This is a genomic window from Pseudoalteromonas sp. SR45-4 (genome assembly GCF_014163535.1).
In the GTDB taxonomy this organism is placed as follows: domain Bacteria; phylum Pseudomonadota; class Gammaproteobacteria; order Enterobacterales; family Alteromonadaceae; genus Pseudoalteromonas; species Pseudoalteromonas nigrifaciens.
On the sequence record NZ_JACJDO010000032.1, the window covers coordinates 12,795 to 34,107 of the forward strand.

The 21,313-nt window shown below is 39.9% G+C and carries 22 protein-coding genes and 1 pseudogene; 8 read left to right on the top strand and 15 right to left on the bottom strand.

Annotated elements, in window-relative coordinates; all coding sequences use genetic code 11:
• Nucleotides 1-9 precede the first annotated feature (9 nt).
• The 7 genes from H5058_RS13230 to H5058_RS13260 all read right to left on the bottom strand — a co-directional run bounded on the left by H5058_RS13230 (nt 10) and on the right by H5058_RS13260 (nt 6,065).
• Nucleotides 10-813 carry a putative porin gene (locus H5058_RS13230; protein WP_182678552.1) on the bottom strand — a complete coding sequence of 268 codons (804 nt, stop codon included), beginning with the start codon at nt 811-813 and terminating at the stop codon, nt 10-12.
• 200 nt (nt 814-1,013) lie between these two features.
• Nucleotides 1,014-1,388, bottom strand: a complete 375-nt coding sequence (locus H5058_RS13235; protein WP_011328588.1) for a PH domain-containing protein — start codon at nt 1,386-1,388, stop codon at nt 1,014-1,016.
• On the bottom strand, nt 1,388-2,296 hold the full coding sequence (locus H5058_RS13240) for an ABC transporter ATP-binding protein (RefSeq protein ID WP_011328589.1): 909 nt from the start codon (nt 2,294-2,296) through the stop codon (nt 1,388-1,390). The genes H5058_RS13235 and H5058_RS13240 overlap by 1 nt, the downstream gene beginning before the upstream one ends.
• Entirely contained in the window at nt 2,293-3,120 is an 828-nt protein-coding gene (locus tag H5058_RS13245) for an ABC transporter permease (RefSeq protein WP_086999203.1), read from the bottom strand. The genes H5058_RS13240 and H5058_RS13245 overlap by 4 nt, the downstream gene beginning before the upstream one ends.
• Before the next feature lie 143 nt (nt 3,121-3,263).
• Nucleotides 3,264-4,445 carry a cystathionine beta-lyase gene (locus H5058_RS13250; RefSeq protein WP_179808246.1) on the bottom strand — a complete coding sequence of 394 codons (1,182 nt, stop codon included), beginning with the start codon at nt 4,443-4,445 and terminating at the stop codon, nt 3,264-3,266.
• Between the two features lie 2 nt (nt 4,446-4,447).
• Nucleotides 4,448-5,371 carry an NAD(+) diphosphatase gene (gene nudC, locus H5058_RS13255; protein ID WP_089368520.1) on the bottom strand — a complete coding sequence of 308 codons (924 nt, stop codon included), beginning with the start codon at nt 5,369-5,371 and terminating at the stop codon, nt 4,448-4,450.
• 190 nt (nt 5,372-5,561) lie between these two features.
• Nucleotides 5,562-6,065, bottom strand: a complete 504-nt coding sequence (locus H5058_RS13260) for an NYN domain-containing protein (protein ID WP_182678554.1) — start codon at nt 6,063-6,065, stop codon at nt 5,562-5,564.
• Between the two features lie 150 nt (nt 6,066-6,215).
• Here H5058_RS13260 and H5058_RS13265 point away from each other — a divergent pair, with 150 nt between their 5' ends.
• Nucleotides 6,216-6,839 carry a hypothetical protein gene (locus H5058_RS13265; RefSeq protein WP_179808244.1) on the top strand — a complete coding sequence of 208 codons (624 nt, stop codon included), beginning with the start codon at nt 6,216-6,218 and terminating at the stop codon, nt 6,837-6,839.
• Nucleotides 6,839-7,582 carry a DUF3307 domain-containing protein gene (locus tag H5058_RS13270; protein WP_182678556.1) on the top strand — a complete coding sequence of 248 codons (744 nt, stop codon included), beginning with the start codon at nt 6,839-6,841 and terminating at the stop codon, nt 7,580-7,582. The genes H5058_RS13265 and H5058_RS13270 overlap by 1 nt, the downstream gene beginning before the upstream one ends.
• A gap of 104 nt (nt 7,583-7,686) precedes the next feature.
• Here H5058_RS13270 and H5058_RS13275 read toward each other — a convergent pair whose 3' ends face one another.
• Nucleotides 7,687-9,087, bottom strand: coding sequence for a DEAD/DEAH box helicase (locus tag H5058_RS13275; RefSeq protein WP_182678558.1), 1,401 nt, complete (start codon nt 9,085-9,087; stop codon nt 7,687-7,689).
• Nucleotides 9,088-9,237: 150 nt separating this feature from the next.
• On the opposite strand from H5058_RS13275, the gene H5058_RS13280 reads away from it, so the two are divergent.
• Nucleotides 9,238-9,660: a DUF1801 domain-containing protein gene (locus tag H5058_RS13280; protein WP_182678560.1), complete on the top strand. Its 423-nt coding sequence runs from the start codon at nt 9,238-9,240 to the stop codon at nt 9,658-9,660.
• 51 nt (nt 9,661-9,711) lie between these two features.
• On the opposite strand, the gene H5058_RS13285 is transcribed toward H5058_RS13280, so the two are convergent.
• The gene (locus tag H5058_RS13285) at nt 9,712-10,551 is read right to left on the bottom strand and encodes an isopenicillin N synthase family oxygenase (RefSeq protein ID WP_011328598.1); all 840 of its coding nucleotides are present in this window, start codon (nt 10,549-10,551) and stop codon (nt 9,712-9,714) included.
• Nucleotides 10,552-10,827: 276 nt separating this feature from the next.
• Between H5058_RS13285 and H5058_RS13290 the strand changes: the two genes are divergently transcribed.
• Nucleotides 10,828-12,030, top strand: coding sequence for a bifunctional alpha/beta hydrolase/OsmC family protein (locus H5058_RS13290; protein WP_086999221.1), 1,203 nt, complete (start codon nt 10,828-10,830; stop codon nt 12,028-12,030).
• Between the two features lie 146 nt (nt 12,031-12,176).
• Nucleotides 12,177-12,500: a hypothetical protein gene (locus H5058_RS13295; protein WP_011328600.1), complete on the top strand. Its 324-nt coding sequence runs from the start codon at nt 12,177-12,179 to the stop codon at nt 12,498-12,500.
• A gap of 28 nt (nt 12,501-12,528) precedes the next feature.
• Here the strand turns inward: H5058_RS13295 and H5058_RS13300 are convergent, their stop codons facing one another.
• The 3 genes and pseudogenes from H5058_RS13300 to aspS all read right to left on the bottom strand — a co-directional run bounded on the left by H5058_RS13300 (nt 12,529) and on the right by aspS (nt 15,277).
• Nucleotides 12,529-13,125: a pentapeptide repeat-containing protein gene (locus H5058_RS13300; RefSeq protein WP_011328601.1), complete on the bottom strand. Its 597-nt coding sequence runs from the start codon at nt 13,123-13,125 to the stop codon at nt 12,529-12,531.
• 15 nt (nt 13,126-13,140) lie between these two features.
• A pseudogene (locus tag H5058_RS18510) lies at nt 13,141-13,370 on the bottom strand (hypothetical protein).
• Nucleotides 13,371-13,498: 128 nt separating this feature from the next.
• Nucleotides 13,499-15,277, bottom strand: coding sequence for an aspartate--tRNA ligase (aspS, locus tag H5058_RS13305; protein ID WP_011328604.1), 1,779 nt, complete (start codon nt 15,275-15,277; stop codon nt 13,499-13,501).
• A gap of 248 nt (nt 15,278-15,525) precedes the next feature.
• On the opposite strand from aspS, the gene H5058_RS13310 reads away from it, so the two are divergent.
• Nucleotides 15,526-16,374 (top strand): DUF72 domain-containing protein, encoded by an 849-nt coding sequence (locus H5058_RS13310; protein WP_011328605.1) that lies wholly within the window; start codon nt 15,526-15,528, stop codon nt 16,372-16,374.
• 44 nt (nt 16,375-16,418) lie between these two features.
• Complete coding sequence (locus tag H5058_RS13315) at nt 16,419-16,919, top strand: M48 family metallopeptidase (RefSeq protein WP_011328606.1); 501 nt, start codon at nt 16,419-16,421, stop codon at nt 16,917-16,919.
• 42 nt (nt 16,920-16,961) lie between these two features.
• Here the strand turns inward: H5058_RS13315 and H5058_RS13320 are convergent, their stop codons facing one another.
• Together H5058_RS13320 and H5058_RS13325 are read right to left on the bottom strand one after the other, a co-directional pair.
• Nucleotides 16,962-17,975: a DUF5924 family protein gene (locus H5058_RS13320; RefSeq protein WP_089368522.1), complete on the bottom strand. Its 1,014-nt coding sequence runs from the start codon at nt 17,973-17,975 to the stop codon at nt 16,962-16,964.
• Nucleotides 17,976-18,124: 149 nt separating this feature from the next.
• Nucleotides 18,125-19,027, bottom strand: a complete 903-nt coding sequence (locus tag H5058_RS13325; RefSeq protein ID WP_089368523.1) for a LysR family transcriptional regulator — start codon at nt 19,025-19,027, stop codon at nt 18,125-18,127.
• Between the two features lie 121 nt (nt 19,028-19,148).
• Here H5058_RS13325 and H5058_RS13330 point away from each other — a divergent pair, with 121 nt between their 5' ends.
• A complete protein-coding gene (locus H5058_RS13330) occupies nt 19,149-20,405 on the top strand; it encodes an adenylosuccinate synthase (protein WP_011328609.1) in 1,257 nt (418 codons plus the stop codon).
• Nucleotides 20,406-20,525: 120 nt separating this feature from the next.
• On the opposite strand, the gene H5058_RS13335 is transcribed toward H5058_RS13330, so the two are convergent.
• The gene (locus tag H5058_RS13335; protein ID WP_182678562.1) at nt 20,526-21,215 is read right to left on the bottom strand and encodes a DUF3334 family protein; all 690 of its coding nucleotides are present in this window, start codon (nt 21,213-21,215) and stop codon (nt 20,526-20,528) included.
• Nucleotides 21,216-21,313 lie beyond the last annotated feature (98 nt).

Genomic DNA, 21,313 nt, shown 5'->3' on the forward strand with positions numbered 1-21,313 from the left:
AAGCCTTAATTAAAACTGAAAACGCATGTTAGCAAAGTAAGCATCGTTGCCTGAATCATCAGCATTGTTACCGTAACCAACTTTAATACCTACATTTTCATTAATGAAATGCTGAGCACCAAAGCTGTAAGCATCTTGCTTGTTGTAGTTAGCAAATACAGATGTTGCTTTTGAGAAGTAGTAGTTAGTTTCTGCTACCCATTGGTTTTCTTTATCATCAATGCTCTCGTACTTACCTTCAAACGTTAAGAAGTTACCTTGCTGCAAGTCAATAAAGTATTTAGCTGCTACTGCACGGTAATCAAAGTCGTCATCAGCGGTTACTGTTACACCAATGTAGTCAGTGCTGTTTAGCATGTGGTTGTAAGCTAAATCAAATAACGCATAGTTATCGCCATCTTTATCTTCAACTAAAGTTACTTTAGCTAGTAAATTTGGGTTAAAAAAGAAACCACCTGACAATTTGTAAAGTTCATTGTGTGAACCAGTATCAAGGTTACTGTAAGATGCGCCTACTACAAAGTTGTTAATAAAGTATTCGCCACCAACTGAAGTTACGTCACTAGAGTCATCGTCAGCGTAGCTGCCATATACATTACTTTGTTTATTAATGTATTCAAACTGATCGTACGGGCCTAAGGTTTTTTTAGGCGATAAATAGTAAATAGAATCCACTGCAACTGTGTTGTTATTGCTGCTAGTTTCATGCTTAAAGCCTAGGTTACTAATTGACTGATAGCTATCTGCTGCCATAGCAGTGGTTGCAGCGCTAGATAATAAAATACTTGAGATAATAACTGCTAACTTTTTCATTATGATAAATCCCTATTTATATGACTTTTTTATGTCTTAGCTGGGTAGCTGAGATCGAGGGACATGCTAACGCTGTGAAACTGAATGAAAACTTAACTAAGCACTTGTATTCATTAAGTTAATTGTAATGAAGTGTAGGTATGTGTAAGATTAAAGTAATTGCAACACCATGCTAACAACTACTTTAACTAAACTAAGTATTACAGTGCATATTGGCTAATAATACGATAAACATCATTAATATTATCGCCAGACTTAAAGTCTTTACTAATAGGTGTAGAGTCTGAGCCAACCCATATTTTCAGCTCGGCATCTAGATCAAAATGCCCTGCGCTTTCTTTACTAAACTTTGTTATTTTTGAATAAGCTATACTGATCATCTCCATTTTAGAACCAGTAACACCTTGTTTATCTATCAAGATCAATCGCTTGTTAGTAAAAATAAACATATCGCGTATTACTTTATAAGCCTTTTCAACCTGTTCGCCTTCTATTAAGGTATTTAATAATACTTTTTCTAAGTCGGCATCATCTACTTCGCTAGCGTTACCCATTAACCCACTGAATAATCCCATTATAATTTCTCCTGTTTAAAAATTTGATTCTCTAGGGTGTGTCCGTTCACAAGCTGCCTATATTGCCAGTTATGCTGATGGCAAAAGTTAAGCAATGCAATATCAAGCGGTTCACCTGTAGGCTGGTACTCAATTACAAACTCTTTATGTTGGCTCATATATACACGGCTTATACCTGCAATCGATTGCAACTGTTGCTCTACATTTTGATAATTTTCATTAAGCATTAGGGTATAAAAATGTGTATCTGACTTGTTTTCTTTGGTTTGATGCTCGCTTAAAACGCCTTTATCTAAATGCAATACTTGCGAGCAAAGTCGCTCCAGCTCGGTTAAATCGTGCGAGCTTAAAATAAAAGTAGCCTGCTCACTTAAATCAGAAACCAGCTCGCGTACTTCTCTGGCATGAATAGGATCAAGCCCCGCAGTGGCTTCATCAAGCATCACTATTTGCGGCTCACCAATAAGCGCCTGTGCTATGGTTACACGTTTACGCATACCGTGTGATAAGTCCCCTGCACGCTGCTTTGCAATCTCTTTTAGACCAACCAAGTCAAGTACACGTAGCGCCTCAGTTTGGCTTTGCTTAGCGCCCATACCCTGTAGTTTTGCATAAAAGGCAAGTTGCTTGTCTATATTAAAACGAGGGTCAAGCTGCGCGTCTTGCGGTAATGCACTTACTTTATTAAATAAAGCTGCGCTGCCAGGCTTATGCCCTAATATTTCAAGACTGCCTTTACTGGGCGCTATATAGCCGCATAACAAACTAAATAAGGTGGTTTTACCCGCGCCATTTGGCCCAACAAGCGCCACTGGCGCACCTTTATTTATTTCAAAGTTCACATTATTAAGCGCAAGTTTTGCGCCATACGATTTACTCAAACCGCTGCCTGTAATTAATGCTCTCATAGTGAGCTCCTTGCAAAAACACGCTGAGCAACGCTTAGTAATACCGCTGTTTGGATCAGTGGAATAGCCACCGCGCTTAGTAATGGTAAATTTTGTCCAGCTAATAGCTCTATTTGTACACCCGGAAATAAATAATCAAGCATACCTAATGCGGGTATTTGCCACTGCAAAATACCAACAACAATACCGCCTGCCGTAAAATATAAAATTGCCAACACTATAGATAAACGCGATGAGCGAGCAAAGGTATTTATCAACGTCATAAGAGCTACAAATGGGCACAGAGTAACCACTAATATTAAAAATATAGAAAGTGCGCGGGCAAAGCCACCAGCAAGTAAACTAGGATCTCTAAACCCCAGCACAGCGAGCGTAGCCACCAGGGTAATACCTACCAAGCATGCTAATACCGCTAATTGCCCTAAAAAACGGCCAAAGAGTATTTCAAAACGTGTTGAACGCAGCGATAAAAAACGAAGTGTGCCACGCTCTCTATCGCCTACTGTTTGGTCGCTGCAAATAAACACACTAAATATCGGAAAGCTATACAAAGCAATCAGCCAATACATAGCAAATTCGGCCTCAGGCCAATCAAGTAATTTACTTAAACCTATGGAGCCAGATATATCACGGGCAATTTGTTCAAAATCGGGCGCACTTACAATGCCTACCGCTTGCCCTATCGGGTAGCGCAGTATTATTAGCCACACCAATGCAAAGGCAGCTAATGCAATGAGCCCACGTTTAGTTAAAAACATACGTACGAGCTCAAAGCCTGCTATTTGCGTTAGTCGCCCTATGTTTATCGGTAATGGTGTTGCCATTGACTATCCTTAATGACTTTTTGTTTTCAGTATATTTATCCACACTAAGTGTAAATACCTTGAATTACCAGCAAAAAAAAGCTCACTAATGGTGAGCTTTGTAACAATACATTTTAATGTAACAGCATAAATTACATTAAAAATTATAAATGCTGCTTATAAACCTCAAGTGCTTGGCTTAAGTCGTTGATTAAATCGTCTACATCTTCAAGGCCTATATGCAAACGAATAACGGGCCCTAAATCCCAACCTGTATCCGAACGCAGTCCTTTCATGGTTAAATTAGCGGTTACTAAGCTTTCAAAGCCGCCCCACGAAAAACCCATTTTAAAATAGTGTAGGCTATCTAAAAACGCATCTATGGCAGCCTGATCCCCTGCTTTCATTACTATTGAGAACAAACCATTACTGCCATCAAAGTCACGTTTAAAAAATTCATGCCCCGGGCAAGTAGCAAATGCTGGGTGGCGAATATGATCAACAAGCTCATGTTGCTCAAGCCATGTAGCCACTTCTATTGCTGCTTTTTCGTGTTGATTTAAACGCACAGCCATAGTGCGTAAGCCCCTAAGTGCTAAATATGCATCGTCTGCGCTAGTGCATTGCCCGAGTAAATAGGAGTTTTCGCGCAAAGTTAGCCAATACTTTTTATTAGCAACAGCCACGCCCATCATTACATCAGAATGGCCTACTATATATTTAGTAGCTGCTTGAATACTAATATCAACACCGTGCTCAAGCGGACGATAATGCAAACCGTTGCCATAGGTATTATCAAGCATGGTCATTATGTGGTGCTCGTTTGCTACTTTTACCATAGCCGGTACATCTTGAATTTCCATGGTAATAGAGCCCGGCGATTCCAAAAACAATACCTTGGTGTTTGCTTTAATGTAGTCTTTAATTCCAGCACCTATAGTAGGTGGGTAATACGTAGTGCTAATACCCAGGCCGGCTAGAATTTTATCGCAAAAATCACGAGTAGGTTCGTATACATTATCAACCATTAAAATATGGTCGCCGGTTTTTAAAAACGACAGCAAAGTTTGGCTAATTGCAGCTGCGCCACACGGATAAAGTACACACCCTTCGCCGCCCTCAAGCTCAGTTATCGCCTCTTGCAGCGCAAAGTGGGTAGTTGTGCCTCTACGGCCATAAAATAAGGTTTTGTCACCACATGTTTTAGCGGCTTTTTTTAATTCTGCTACTGAGTCAAATACTATGGTTGATGCACGTTGCACAACCGGATTAACTACACCGTGGGTATAGGCTTTTTTACGTCCTGATGTAACAAGTTGGGTATTTTTATTGCTTTTGCTCGTCATGCTTAATCCTTATTATTTAGCCAGTACTCAATTAAATAGCGAGAAATAGAATCTGTTCTGGGAAGCTTTAAATGCTCCCCTTCGTCATGCCAATTACCAAACTGGCGTAACTCTTCACGACTAAACCACTTAGCATCGTCAAGTTCGTTTTTATCAACATTAATATCTTCTGTAACCGCTTCGGCAAAAAAGCCCAGCATTATTGATGAAGGAAACGGCCAAGGTTGTGATGCAACATAACGTACATTATTTACTTCAATACCCGCCTCTTCTTTTACCTCACGAGCAACTGCTTGCTCGAGTGTTTCACCGGGATCAACAAAGCCCGCTAACGACGAATACATACCGCTCGCCCACGCAGCTTGACGACCTAGTAAACAGCGCTCTACCCCATCGGCAAACACTTTAGTAACCACCATAATTACTGCAGGATCAGTGCGCGGAAAAGTAGGGTGTTTACAGTTTTCGTTTTCGCATACTCGCGAATGCCCGGCTTCTACTAAATGATTTTTACTGCCGCAACGTCCACAAAAACTATGGGTTGCATGCCAATAACATAAGCCGCGTGCAAGTGCCGCTATTGAAGCGTATTTAATGGTTACTTGAGGGCCGTATTGGCGTATGTCAACAAACTGTGCGCCGTCAATTAAAGGATCAAGTATGCTCGTATCTAGCTTAGATACATCAAGAGCAAACACCCCATCTTTTGCATTGTTTAAGCCAACAAAAATAGCATTCGTTAAATCTAAATGGGCAACCTGTTGATACGATAAATAACTAACTTTTGGGGTATCTTTAATAAATAAGGTTTGATTATTTTTAACTAAAACCCACTTACTTTGCGCCGACATATGCGCTTTAAGCCATGCTGGGTCGTTACGAAAATTTGAGCCTCTGTCTAGTGGCATGTTGCTGTAATGAAGCATTTAAATCCTTAGGTACACGTTATGTTTTAAAATTACCATAACCCTTTAGTAAACCCAATTTATTAGCGCGATAAAAAAAGCCTAAAATAGGCTTAATTGCTATATAACACTGCAGTATTAAAAAGTCTCATGTTGCAGGGGCTAATAGCCTATGTGAGTGTTATTTTTTGGCTATTTAGTAAACCTTGATTTAAAGCAAAAATGTATTGTCGATTAAATGAAATTGCTCAGCACTTTGTTTTAATGCCTCTGCGGTTAACCTATCAGCGCCATATACATCACACGGAACATTATATTGGCTTTTTAAATGCCCCAACAATAAAGCAAAGTCGCCATCACCAGAGAGTAAAATAACTTTATCAAGATTTTTACCATGCTCAAGCATATCAATGGTTATACCCACATCCCAGTCGCCTTTGGCACTGCCATCGCGGCGTTGAATAAATGGCTTAAGTTTTACCTCAAAACCAATTGCACGCAAAATATTTTGAAACTGGCTTTGTTTTTCATCCCCTCGGTAAATTGCATAAGCAAACGCACATTCAATATTATATTGCTGCGCCATAACTCGCCAAAATGCGTTGTAATCAAAGTTTTTTCCGTAACTTTCACGGCAAGTGTAATAAATATTTTGTACATCGACAAAAATACCTACACGGGGTTTGGTATTTTGCAGCTCGTGTTGTTTAGTCATTTAATTTCCTAATCAGGATTTATAGTAATGGCGTGGTGCTATTAAAATAAGTGTACCTTGCATTTTTTATTTAAGTAACCTAAATTGGTTACTTAACTCCATGTAACCAATTTAGGTTACATTTTAAAAAGTAACTATTTCGAGGCTCATATGATTGGTGTGATCAGCGGCGACATTATTAAATCACAAACTATTCCTCAGCAGCAGTACGATGCCATGCTTTATCAGCTAGAGCAAAGCCTAAGAAGTATTACCACACAGCACACTCATTGGAATATATACCGAGGCGATGCCTTTCAATTACAGTTAAACAACCCAGAGCAATTATTTAAAACCGCTATTTTAGTGTATTTACACTTAAAAGCATCGGGGTATGAACTACGCCAAAGTATGGCTTTAGGGAAAATAGATAATCCGCGCAGCGATATAAAAACCGCAACCGGCTCTGCCTTTACTCTCTCTGGGCAAGGGCTAGATAAAATAGCCAATCAACGCTTTATTATAAATATTGCAGAGCAACAACTCGATGAGAGCTTAAGCCTTAATCTAGCCTTTGTAGATGTGTTACTCACTAAAATTACGCTAAAGCAGGCCAATGCCTTGTATGTGTACTTAACTAAAGCCGACAACAGCCATGCCGCTGTAGCTAAAGAGCTAAAAACAAGCCGGGAGAATGTTACTAAACTGCTTAATTTAGCGCATTACCAACTAATTGAGCGTTTTATTAAATACACTCAACAATGTATCCAAAAAATAATCGCAGGAAGTAAATAATGGCATTTTCACTCTTACTCGTTGCCCTCATTATTGGCCACCTACTCGCCGATTTTTACTGGCAACCCATGAGCTGGGTAAACGACAGAAACACCCGTCACTTTAAAGCAAAAAAACTTTACTACCATGTATTAGTTCACGGCGTGACTAGCGCACTAATTATTACGCTTTGGGAGTATACCTTTGGCTGGCAACAACTGAGTAGCGTATTTCTTGCCATCAGTATTATCGTGATTAGCCACTACTTTATTGATATTGCAAAATCGTACTCTAATAAAGGCGTAGTGCCTTTTTTATTCGACCAAATTGCACATATCATCATTATTATTGCGATAAGTATTTGGCTAACTGACAATCTGCAGCTTACTAACAGTGTAATGGCGCTATTAACCAACTCAAAAGCGCTGTGGGTTATAGCTGGTTACCTCATTATTTTAAATCCCAGTGCCGTATTTATAAGAATGATGTTAGAGCGTATAACCAACCACTTTTCAAGTGATGGTAGCCTGCCCTTAGCTGGACAAAGTATTGGCATGCTTGAAAGAGTACTGATGCTGACGTTTATCTTATTAGATCAGTTTGCAGGGCTTGGGTTTTTAATTGCCGCTAAATCTGTATTTAGATTTGGCGATTTAAGTGCCAGTAAAGATAAAAAGCTCACCGAATATGTAATGCTAGGCACACTACTTAGCGTAAGTGTTACCTTATTTGTAGGATTAGGAATTAATTACTTAATCAGCTAGCCTGTAATAATAGCAAAGCATACACACTAAAAAATCCCCATTAAAAAACGCGCTACTTGTAAAGCAAGTAAGCGCGTTTTTTGTATCAGCGTTTAAAAGTATTATTAATCGTTGTTACTTGGACGACGACGGCGCTGAGTATTACCACCAACAGATTCGCGTTTTACCCATGGGCTTTGCGCTTTATCATCCGTTTTAGCTACTGGCTTTTTAGAACCGCCTCTGCGTGCACCCGTACCGTTTCCGCCATTATTAGGCTTTTTATTATTTGGCTTGCTGCTGTCAGATTTAGGCTTATTAAATGGCTGATTGGTCTTTTTAGCTTTTTTAGGAGCGATTGGACGCGCATCTAAGTCGCGCTCTGGTACTGGGTTAACCGGCTCAAAACCTTCTTCGGTAGCACGAGGAATAAGCTCACCAATAAAGCGTTCAATGCCGTATAAATCCACTGCATCTTCCGTGGTTACAAACGAAATTGCATGGCCCGATGCACCGGCGCGGCCAGTACGGCCAATTCGATGCACGTAATCTTCGTATACGTTTGGTAAGTCGTAGTTAACAACGTGTGGAAGCTCCACAATATCTAAACCACGGGCAACAATATCGGTTGCAACTAACACACGTACTTCACCGCTTTTAAAGCCATCAAGGGCTTTAACACGTGCGCCTTGCGATTTATTGCCATGAATAGCTGCGCCAACAATATCATCGCGCTCTAGTTGTTTAACTAAGCGGTTTGCACCGTGCTTAGTACGGCTAAATACTAATACTTGCTGCCAATCGTTAGTACGAATTAGGTGGCTTAATAACGCTGTTTTACGTGGTTTATCTACCGCGTAAACACACTGAGTAACGCTTTTAGCTGTGGTGTTTTTTGCAGCAACAGAAATTTCAACCGGATCGTTTATCAACCCTTTTGCCAGTGCACGAATTTCGTCAGAAAACGTTGCCGAAAACATTAAGTTTTGACGTTTTGCAGGCATTTTTGCAATCAGGCGTTTAATATCATGAATAAAGCCCATGTCGAGCATGCGATCAGCTTCGTCAAGAACTAATACTTCAACACTATCAAACTTAACCGCATTTTGATTATGTAAATCGATTAGGCGCCCCGGAGTTGCCACTAAAATATCAACCCCTTTGCGCAAACGCTGCATTTGTGGGTTAATTTTAACGCCACCGTAAACTACAAACGAGCTTACATTTGAATGCTTTGCGTACTCTTCAACATTTTCACTAACTTGCAAAGCAAGCTCACGTGTTGGCGTTAAAATAAGTGCACGCACATGGTTACTTTTAGCTTTAGGACCGCTAGACAAACGCTCAATAAGTGGCAGTGTAAAACCCGCTGTTTTACCTGTTCCTGTTTGCGCTGCTGCCATCACATCACGACGCTCAATAATCGCCGGAATTGCTTGAGCCTGAATTGGCGTTGGCGTTTCATAGCCCTTCTCTAAAACCGCATTAACTAAAGACTGTGATAAACCTAAACCTTCAAAACTCATATAAACTCTCTTTTAAATAAGGCTAAACTAGCCAGTTGCGCGCATTATACCTATAACCTGCAATATTGCATAAAAATATTCACATCCAACTTTTAGTACTCATTTTTTGCTACTATTAACTACCGCTAAAAATAAATTAAAGAGTTACTTATGAGCTTAAAAACCCAAGCAAACCAAATAACTTTAGTTGAGTGTTTACATAATGTAGAGGCTAAGCGGGAAGATGAGGCGAAAACATTACTCGCCCTATTTACAAAAGTCACTAATGAGCAAGCCGTTGTATGGGGTAAGAATATTATTGGCTTTGGCCACTACACCTATAAACATAACTCTGGCAGCAGTGAAAAATGGCCACTCACTGGCTTTTCCCCGCGTAAAACCAAGCTGTGTATTTATATAATGCCCGGCTTTGAAGATGAGACGATTAAAACCCTACTTAACCTGTTAGGAAAGCACAGTTTAGGTAAAAGCTGTTTATATATTACAAACCTAGCTAAAGTGGATTTAACGATACTCGCGCAGATTATTACAAGGTCACTCAACATTATGCAGCAGCGCTACCCGCAGTTATAAAACGCAAAAAACGGCTAAAAAGCCGTTTTTTTATATCGCGATATTTACTAGTTACTTAACGCCAAGCTCACGTAAACGCTCTTGCAAGTAACTATCAGCAGTATAGCGCTCTGATAACACCACATCTGGGCGAGGGTGTAAAAATAGTGGTAATGAAATACGCGACTTACTAGACGCTTTACCTGTTGGGTTAATTACCCGATGAATTGTTGAAGGGAAATAACCACCCGACGCTTCTTGTAGCATGTCACCAATATTAATGATCAAGCAACCAAAATCAGAAGGAACATCTAACCAACCGCCTTCGGTATTTTTAACTTGTAAACCCGGTTCATTAGAAGCAGGTAATACAGTTAGCAAGTTAATATCGCCATGCGCAGCTGCACGAATAGCACCAGGCTCTTCATCGCCGGTCATTGGTGGGTAATGTAAAATACGCAGTAATGTTTGCTCAGAATTAGCAATCATATCTTTTAAGTCAATCGAAAATTTAGCACGCACATCTGCTGGTGCTTCTGCTTGTACCCAACTTAAAAGCGTTGCTGCAAACTCATTAGCTAAACGATAGTACTCACGTATGTCTGCTTCTAACTGGGCAGGTACACGGCCTTTAGGATAAACATGGAAATACTCTTTAATGTCTTTAACTTTACAACCTTTTGCCACTTCAGATACCGAAGGCGGAAAATAGCCATCTTGGGTGTCTTTAGAAAATAAAAAGTCCTGCTTTTGCTCTGAGTTAAAAAAGTCTTGCCAATTTTTATAAATAGACTCAACTAAAGATTGCGGAATTGGATGGTTTTTTAATACCCCAAAGCCGGTATTTCTTAATGATTCAACAAATTGAGCAGCCGCATTGTCCGCTTTATAATCAACAGTAGGTAATTGCATTGTACATTCCAGTGAATAGGTTGTGAGAGATCATTTACATTATAGAGGTAGATTACTCTATTTAAGCAGCAAAGCCTGTATTATTACCACCGTGAGGATAGACAAACAGCCCTAAAATCATAAGGACATATGTCCGCACCTTGGCTAGGTGAGCAATCGAGTTGATCTTAATCAAATTATAAATAAAGATTGAAATAACATCACTTCGCACCTATCTCTGAACTATGATAGTAATGTTTATTATTTTGTACTTAAATTTAAGTATTAAGGCTTCTCATGCGACAAAAAGTATCTTTTAAAAGTGGTGATTTAAAATTGGCAGGACAACTTGAACTGCCCTCTGGTGAAATTAAATTTTACGCCCTATTCGCACACTGTTTTACCTGTGGCAAAGATATAGCGGCGGCAACACGTATCAGCCGTGCACTCACACAACAAGGGATTGCAGTATTACGATTTGATTTTACCGGCTTAGGTAATAGCGATGGCGACTTTGCCAATAGTAATTTCTCATCTAATATTCAAGACTTAGTAGCGGCCGCTAATCACCTGCGTGAACATTTTGGTGCGCCGCAGCTACTTATAGGCCACAGCTTAGGTGGAGCAGCAGTGCTGGCCGCTGCAGAGCACATACCAGAAGTATCGGCAATTACTACCATAGGTGCGCCGTCAGATGCACAACACGTAGCACACAACTTTAAAGCCCACCTAGATGAAATTAACGCAGCTGGCGAAGCTAAAGTAAATTTAGCGGGCCGCGAGTTCACTATTAAAAAACAATTTATAGACGATATAGCTAAGTACGATAAAAGCCACATAAGTAAACTTAAGCGCGCATTATTAGTAATGCACTCCCCTATTGACGCGACTGTAAATATTAGCGAAGCCGAAAAAATTTACGCATCAGCTAAGCACCCTAAAAGCTTTATTAGCCTAGATAACGCCGATCACTTACTTACTAATAAAAACGATGCCGACTACGCAGCAGATATTATTGCCACCTGGGCCAATCGTTATGTAAATTACGATAAAACTAAATATACGGCTAAATTAAATAATGGCAGCGTATTAGTAGAAGAAAAAGACCATGTATTTACTCAGCACGTAAGCACCAAAGAGCATACTTGGCTTGCCGATGAGCCACTAAAAGCAGGTGGCCATAACTTAGGCCCAGATCCGTATGAGCATTTACTCGCGGGGCTTGGCGCATGTACCTCTATGACACTGCGCATGTATGCGAGCCATAAAAAATTACCGTTGGAGCATGTCAAAGTTGAGCTTGAGCACACTCGCGATTATAAAAAACAAGACGGTGACGCAGAGCAAACCCAAGGTGTTGAAGCTATTACGCGTAAAATCACCTTAACGGGCGACTTAACCCCAGAGCAACGCGCGCGCTTACTCGAAATAGCCAATAAATGCCCAGTGCATAAAACCCTGCACAATAACCCGCTGGTGATAAGTGAATTGGTAGAGTAACGTATAATAATTTTAATTCTGTATATAAAATAGCGCAGTTAAAGCTGCGCTATTTTTTCATCTTGTTAAGCTAAATAATTAATTATTTTAAATGTGTGCGATAATAACCGTCATTGTTCCAATATTTTTAGCAAAAGAATCCATCCATGAAATCATATAATACCATTGCAGAACGAATTGAAATTTTACAAAGCCGAATCGAAGCCTATAAAGACGAAATTGAAGTATTAAAAGCTGAACCTAAAAGTGATAACGAACGCATTATTTTTAAGTTTATTGAAACCGGCAGCACGGGTAAAACCAAAGACTATGTACGTGGTTTAGGCATTAAATCGTCTCGCGATAGCTTATATTCATCGGGTGATGTAACTAAGCTAATTAAAGATGGCGCAACCGATATTTCGCCAGCGTTGCTTGAAATAGCCAGAGTGCTTGCAAGTGCACGTAATAAAAATGGCCCTAGCTGTTAAAAAAGCTTAATTAGCCGTGTAATAACGGCTAATCCACCAGCTCCACACCTAATCCGCTGAGTAAATTCAACGCTTCAAAACGCTCAAATTTAGCCTTGGTTATTTGGTTGCTATTTAAATCGATATTAAATTGCGTGGCACCAACAAAGTCGCACTGGCTTAAATTAGTTTGAAAAAATTCGCTATCACGAAAATCAGTACCGCTAAATTTACTCTTAGCTAAATTTGCGTGCCTAAAGTCTACATTTTTTGCAAAGCAATCTGTTAGTTTAAGTGCTTTTAGAGTTAGTTCAAAAAAGGAACTGTGGCTAAGCTCACAGTGACTAAAACTCACAGCAGCATTAACACTAAGCTGCGGCCAGTTTATATCACTCCACTGTATACTGTTTAATTTACAATGACTAAAGTCAACATTTTCGAGTGAGCTATAACCCCATTTTAGTGATGCTAAATTGCATTTTTTAAAACTGCATTCTATAAAACGGCAGTGTTTAAATTGGCCATTTGAAAAGTCGCAATCTGTAAAAGTACAGTCTTCAAACTCTATATTCTCAAAAACCTGCTCTGTCAGTGCTAATGCTGTAAATTGTTGATCAAAATAGTGATTATTATTTTCTATAGACACGGTTTGAATATTACCTTAACGCGCAAATTGAGCTTTTTTAGGGAGATCTTTTTTCAGTGCGAGTATCGCTATAAATATTAAACCCAGAGGTAAAATTAGCGATAAACAGCCACCAACAAAAGCAATGACACCTGGATTAGTACTTTTCGTTTACCTAATTTATAACTAATAAAAGCAAAAATAGGCACTAATAAAAGTATAAAAAAAGCGATAAACTCGCCAAAAAGAGTGATGTTAACTGACATAAGAATTCCTTTTCATCTGTATGATTATTGCAGTACTAAATTTAACCATAAAAAAACCCTTAAGCCTACACTTAAGGGTTTAATTTTTAATTATCTAACGCATATTTACAAAACACTGTAAAAATAATTTACTCTGCGCTTAGTACCGCTTTTTCTACTACGCTAATTGCAAGTTCTGCTAACGAATCAGCATTAGGCTTACTTGGCGCATTAGTTAATAAACACGACGCCTGCGTAGTTTTAGGGAACGCAATAACGTCACGAATGTTATCAGTACCACAAAGCAACATAGCTAAACGGTCAAGGCCAAAAGCTAAACCAGCATGTGGTGGCGTACCGTATTTAAGTGCGTCAAGCAAAAAGCCAAACTTGTCTTGTTGCTCTTGCTCATTAATACCTAAAATTCTAAACGCAGCTTCTTGCATATCAGCATTATGAATACGTACCGAACCGCCACCTACTTCGTAGCCGTTTAATACCATATCGTACGCATCTGAAATAGCAGCCGCAGGGTTTGCTTCAAGTTCACTTGCGCTCATGTCTTTTGGCGCAGTAAATGGATGATGTACAGCGTGCAGCGTACCTTCGTCATCTTCTTCAAACATTGGGAAATCTACAACCCAAAGTGGTGCCCAGCTATCAAGGTTAGTGATTTCTAAATCAATACCAATTTTAACGCGCAGTGCGCCCATTGCTTCATTTACTGTGTTTCGCTTATCGGCACCAAATAAAATAATATCGCCCGACTGTGCATTAGTACGCTCAAGTAACTGAGTAATTACATCTGCAGTTAAAAATTTAGCTACTGGTGACTGCACGCCTTCTGCGCCAGCAGTGTGATCGTTTACTTTCATCCACGCCATGCCTTTAGCGCCGTAAATACCAATAAACTTAGTGTAATCGTCAAGTTGTTTACGCGAAAGCTTAGCACCACCTGGTACAGTTAATACCGCAACACGGCCTTTTTCGTCATTTGCAGGGCCTGAGAAAACATTAAACTCTACGTCTTTAACTAAATCGGCAATATCAACAAGCTTCATTGGATTACGTAAATCAGGCTTATCTGAACCGTATAAGCTCATTGCTTCGCTGTAAGGCATAATTGGAAAATCGCCTAAATCTACATTTAGCAATGTTTGCCACATTTCGCGGATCATTTTTTCAGTCATACCACGTACTTGATCAGAGCTCATGAACGAGGTTTCAATATCTATTTGAGTAAACTCAGGTTGGCGATCAGCACGTAAATCTTCATCACGGAAACATTTTACAATTTGGTAGTAACGGTCAAAACCCGACATCATCAACAATTGCTTAAATAACTGCGGCGACTGCGGTAATGCGTAAAAACTACCTTTGTGAACACGACTCGGTACTAAGTAATCGCGCGCGCCCTCTGGCGTTGCTTTGGTAAGTACGGGTGTTTCTATGTCTAAAAAGCCGTTTTCATCTAAAAAACGACGCACAAAGCTGCTTGCTTTAGCGCGTAACTTAATGCGGTCGCTCATTTCTAAGCGACGTAGGTCTAGGTAGCGGTATTTTAAACGACGCTCTTCAGAGTTCACTTGGTTAAAATCAAGTGGTAATGGCTCTGAGCGGTTAATAATATTAAGCTCAGTGCCTAATATTTCGATTTCGCCTGTAGGCATGTCTTTATTTACTTGGCTATCTGGGCGTGCACGTACAATACCTTTTAACTGCACACAAAATTCTTGGCGAAGCGTGTTAGCTGAACTCATCAACTCTTCAATGTCAGAATCGAATACAACTTGTACTAAACCTTCTCTATCGCGTAAATCGACAAAGATAAGTCCACCAAGGTCACGTCGTTTGTTGATCCAGCCACATAGTTCAACTTCTTGATCTACGTGAGTTTTATTTAGCTGTCCGCAGTATATAGAGCGCATAGTTTTCCTGTCAGATAAAAGGCGTGCAACGGTCAAAAAACATTCGTTTTAAGTAGGGTAAATCTTTTTTATAAATACGAATATAAAAATAACACCGCTTGCAATTCAAAATAATCAAATTAAGCCCTGTATTATACGCAAGTGATATGAAGATACTAGGGCGGGTGTCGTTTTTTGCATCGGATTTAAAGCAGCATATTTTATTATTTGATACACTATAGCTACTTTATAATTAGGCGTTAGTTTGTATGCTATATATTGGGTGCCCACAGTGGTCAAGCAATGCGTGGAAAGGCAATTTATTTTCGAGCCAATGTAAAAATACCGATATGCTAAGCCAATACGCGCAACATTTTAACTCTGTAGAGGGAAATACCAGCTTTTACGCCGATCCATCCCCAAGTACTCTTTTACGCTGGGCAAACAGTGTACCCGACGATTTTAAATTTACCTTTAAGTTTCATCGGCGCTTTAGCCATGAGCTAAAGCTGACTAATGTACACAACGAGCTAACCGCTTGGCTTAACTTATTTGCACCAATTTTAGAGAAAACTGGGCAAATTATGCTGCAGCTGCCAAGTGCTTTTGGCCCTAATGATTTACCCAAGTTAGCGCAATTTATTAGCCTATTACCCAAAGAGCTAAACTTCGGGGTAGAAGTTCGCCATCCGGCATTTTTTCAAAAGGGTGAAGCCGAAATAGCGCTTAATCAATTATTAATGGCAAATAACATAAACCGTATAGCCATGGATACCCGCGCCCTATTTGCAGTTAAAGCGAATACAGAAGCGCTGATTGATGCACAACAAAAAAAGCCGCATCTGCCCGTGCATGCTATTGCTACAAGTGAGCAACCCATGGCACGTTTTGTTATTGCTAATTTACAAAGTGAATATAAAACCTTTTATAAGCCTTGGCTTAGTAAAGTAAAACAGTGGCTTGATGAAGGAAAAACGCCCTATGTATTTTTTCATACCGCAGACAACCGAGAAGCACCGTTATTAGCAAGGCAGTTTTGTAAGGACCTAGGTTATAACCACAAGGTACTAAATCCATTTAGCGGCGAGGCAGAAGCCCACCAGCAAGCACTGTTTTAAATAACCACTTACAACAAATAAAATGTTAGAACTTAGAGAGCAACATGAGTGAATATGCACGTTATTTTACCGGCTACCCTGCAAACATTGTTGAGCAAGTATTAAATCTAATCAGTAATGATAAAGTAAGTAACTACTTACTTAAAAAGTATCCGCAGGCACATAATATTACCAGCGACAAAGCACTTTTTAGCTACGCCACAGAGCTTAAAAAACAGTATTTAAAAAATGCCCCGCCGTTTGGTCGCGCCGCATTTAAAAAGCAAGGCGACATGGTCACTAATGCACTTGGCACGCACACCTATCGTATGCAAGGTAAAACTCGCAAGCACGATTTGGCCATCAACAGTGATTTACTGCGCGCTCCCGAGCCGTTATTAAAAGCCTTAGTGGTACACGAGCTCGCTCATTTTAAAGAAAAAGACCATAACAAAAGTTTTTATAAACTTTGTTGTCACATGGAGCCAAGTTACCACCAGCTAGAGCTTGATTTACGCATTTTTTGCGTGGCTGTAGAGCAAGGCAATAATCCTTACTTAAAATGAGCTAATTAAATTGCCGTAAACGCGCTAGTAAATGCACATTAGCTAAGGCAAAACTGTAAATTTAGTTAAACCTATAAGTTGCCCCGATTCTGTTACTACTTGCACCTGCCATTTACCGACAGAATCAGTTGGGAAATTTACTTTATGGGTCCACGCTCTATAACCTTGCTCTCGCCCACCACTTATATTTAGTGTGATCCGATCTACTTCTTTATTGTTGTATAGCCACACATGAAATATCTTTTCATTTAATCCTCTGGGCGCTTTAACAGCAGTCCACGTATATAACCCCTGATGATGTAGTGAATAAGAGTCTAATTGCTTAATATTACCAATAGGTTGGCGTTGCTCTAAATCAACCTCGTGCGATAAAGTAATATCGGTTAAGCGCAAAGCCGCTGGCGGCACCCAGCTACGTAGTTGCCATAAGCCAGCACTTAATATACACAAAATCACTACCAATAAAGGAAATCGCCACCAGCGGGTATTAGGCATTAAGTTGCCTAAACTGGGGAGGGTAAAAATAACAGCAGTAACCAAAGCAATTGCTAAGCTTTGGCTAGTGGTTACATTAAATAAAATAGGCAAAGTAACCAATATAACGACAAACAATGCAAAGTTATGAAACACCGCAAATAACATGCGATTTTTTGCTAACTTTTTATAATACAAAGGATCAATTACCGATATGACTGCACACATTATCATTAGCGCGGTAAAAATAGCTTGCGGGTGATCCCACTGCGTTACCGCTAAAAAAAATGGCAAAGCAAAAAACAGGCTTTCTTGTTGCACCATTTGTAAAGCAAAGCGCATAAAGTTGGGCGATACCGCGACACCAAATCTTTGCTCTACTTTATCGCGCAACCAGTTATCAATAATTAACCATACCCAGCTCACTAGCAAAAATATGGCAATAAATTGCGAAAACGATTCTTTTCGCTCAACTAACACATAACTTGCCACACCAGAGCAAAATGCTATTACCGCTAATAATCCCGGCCGCTGTTGCATTGCGATTATAAATTTTGTTATTAAACTTTTAAAATAGTCCATCTAATTTTGGGTCCGTACAAGTGTGCATGCTAAAGCGCTTAAAAACATAAGCGTTTTATCTTAAAGTAATTACCTGAACAACACATAAATAGCATAAAACCCCTTAGCTTATTAACAATATAATAATCGGTAGTAATATTAAGTGATGACTATTTTGGTTGTTTTAAATGGGTGCGCGAAATTTCTTCATTTACCCAGTGTAGTAACTGTTTTATTGCCTTAGATAGCACCTGATTTTGCCGCACTATATAACCTAAACTGGTGGTTGGGAATTGCGGTAAAGCTGTTACTGTATTGGTTAAATTAGCTTTAGAGCGCAGCGAAAACTCAGGAACAATTGCCACGCCAAAACCAGCTTCTGCCCAATCAATTTGTGCATCAACACTACCCACTTCCATAACCCGATAACTCGGTAAATTTAAAGACGGTAGCGCATTATCTAATAACTCTCGGGTGCGGGTATCGTGGCCTAATAAAATTAATGTTGGCGGCTCAGTGAGTACCATACTTTCATCGTTTTTTGCTTGCTGCCATAACGCTAAATTATTTCCCAGCGCACACCACTTTATCTGTTGGAGTTCACTAAAATGCAGTGGCTCACTTTCTTTTTGAGCAATTACAAAGCCTAAATCGGCTTCTGCACTTTTAACCAGCGCCGATGCCTGTGACGAGGTGGTATTAAGCAAGGTAAAATCAATCCCCGGGAACTGGGTTTTAAACAGCTGAAAAGGCTCTATGAGTAACAAGCGAGAAATAATATCACTGGCTGCAATGGTGAGTGTGCCTTGGCTTAAGTTATTTATTGCATTTAGATCAGACTGACATACCTTCAATTCCCATAAGGTTTTTTGCCCCGACTGTAATAAACGCAAACCCGCTTGGGTTAAACAAAAGGGGTTACGCTCGATTAACTTTACCCGCGTCATTTTTTCTAACTGCTTAATATGCAAGCTCACATTAGGTTGCGTCATGTGCAGTGCACTTGCCGTTTTACCAAAGTGCTTTAGCTCTGCTAATGTAACAAAGGTTTTTAACCAATGAATATCTAACATCTCACTTCCTTAATATTGCACACGCCATATGGAATCCTTATTGATATCATAATTATAATTAATTTCTCTTATTTTAACAGCCCGCATATCATATCAGCTTGTTCAATTTGGAGATTAAATTATGCCGTCAATTGTTGTTGTAGGTGCAAACTGGGGTGATGAAGGCAAAGGCCGCATCGTAGATTTTTTAGCTGAGAACGCATCAGCAAGCATTCGCTTTCAAGGTGGTAATAACGCCGGTCATACCGTTGTGAATGATTTTGGCACCTTTAAACTACACCAATTACCTAGCGGTATTTTTAATCCTGATTGCATAGCAGTACTTGGCCCAGGCATGGTAATAAGCCCTAGCGCCTTAAGTGAAGAAATAGCCGAAGTTAAAGCCGCTGGCGTTAATGTAAAGCTGTGTATTTCTGATCGTGCCACTTTATGTCTGCCTTTACATGCCCTTGAAGACACCCTTGAAGAATTACGTTTAGGCGACGCTGCTTACGGCTCGACTCGCCAAGGTATTTCGCCAGCGTATGGCGACCGAGTAATGAAAAAAGGCATTTTAGTGGGTTGGTTAAATCAGCCTGACGTTTTACTAGAGCGTATTCAATTTATGCTTGATTGGAAAATGCCACAGCTAAAAGCCTTATATCCAAGTTGTGATTTTTCGCAAACAGCTGAAGAAATGACGCAGTGGTTACTCGATGTTACCGCGCCTTGGCGTGCATTTATTTGTAATGTAACAGAGCCGTTAAAAGCACTACAAAAACAAAATGCTAATTTATTATTTGAAGCTCAGTTAGGTGCAGGTCGCGATTTAGTCTATGGCGAATACCCTTACACTACCTCTTCAAACGTAACGGCTGCTTATGCAGGCATAGGCAGCGGTTTACCAGCGCTTCGTCCTGAACGTGTTGTTGCGGTAGCAAAGTCGTTTAGCTCATCAGTAGGTACGGGTACTTTAGTTACAGCGATGGAAGAGCAAGACAATTTTCGTGAAAGCGCTAACGAATATGGCGCAGTAACTGGCCGCCCACGGGACATGGGCTACTTTGATGCAGTTGCCACGCGCAATGGTGTTGAGCTACAAGCTGCAACCGAAATTGCTTTAACCAAAATTGATTGTTTATCGGGTATGAAAGATTTAAAAATCTGTGTTGCCTATGACGGCGATCATAGCGAAAACCCAATTTGGCCACAAACAGCTGCATTAAGCCCTGTATATGAAAATATGCAACCTTGGGATGAAGACATTACCGGTTGTCGTACCTTCGACAGTCTACCAATTGCAGCGCAACAATACGTTGAGCGCATTGAAGCGTTAATGGGCGTACCAATAACTATGGTGTCTGTTGGTCCTGAGCGCGAACAGATGATTATTCGCTAAATAGCGCTATTGTATTTAAATAATTGTTGGGTTTGCATGTAACCCAACAGTTATTAATAAAGGTCACACTGCGCTTGGCTGATTTTATGACCTTAACCACATAATTATTTTAACTTATTCTTACAGCCCTAGCTCTGCCATAAAGTCGTCATCATCACTATCTTCTGCTTCTTTTTCAGCTTTAGCCTTGGCTTTTTCTGCTTTTTGTTTTGCTTCGTTTTCGATGATGTCGTCGGGATCTATTGCTTCGACAATGTCAAAGTCGTGTAATTTAATAAACTCAGTTTTATCCATTGCCAGCTCTAAATAAAATATATTTTGCTTACTGGTGGTAAACGTTACGCGGCGCGCTTGTGGGCGATCCATTGTGGTATCTACCGAAATTTGTACCTGTTTATTAATTGCCATCATTTTTGGCTGATTTTGGGTAATAGAGGTATGTAATTGCTCGCGTACTTTAGAGGTAAAGTCACCAACTATTTGGTTCATTAGCTCGCCTAACACATTTGATACATCGTCAGACAAATGACTATGTGCTATTTCTTCCTCGGGCATACCCATGTTACGCATGTAATCGCCATAAATTTCCATTGCCGCTTGCGATGTGAAATTAGTAATTACTAGGCCTGTAAAGCCACCATCAAATAACACAAAACAGCCAATATCTGGGCGCATACAAGTACGAGTAATTTTTTGCACCATAGCGGAGTAACTAACACTATTGCCACTGGCCGATGTGAGTACCCCTGTAACCGAGTGACAAAGGGTTGCCAATATATCATCGGTGCTAATAACTTTACTTTTGCTCATTTAATAGTCTCATTTATACTTATTTTTCATTATTCTAGCCAAGCTACTTAATTTATCACTGACTATCCAGCATAAAATGTTAAAATAGCGCCATTATT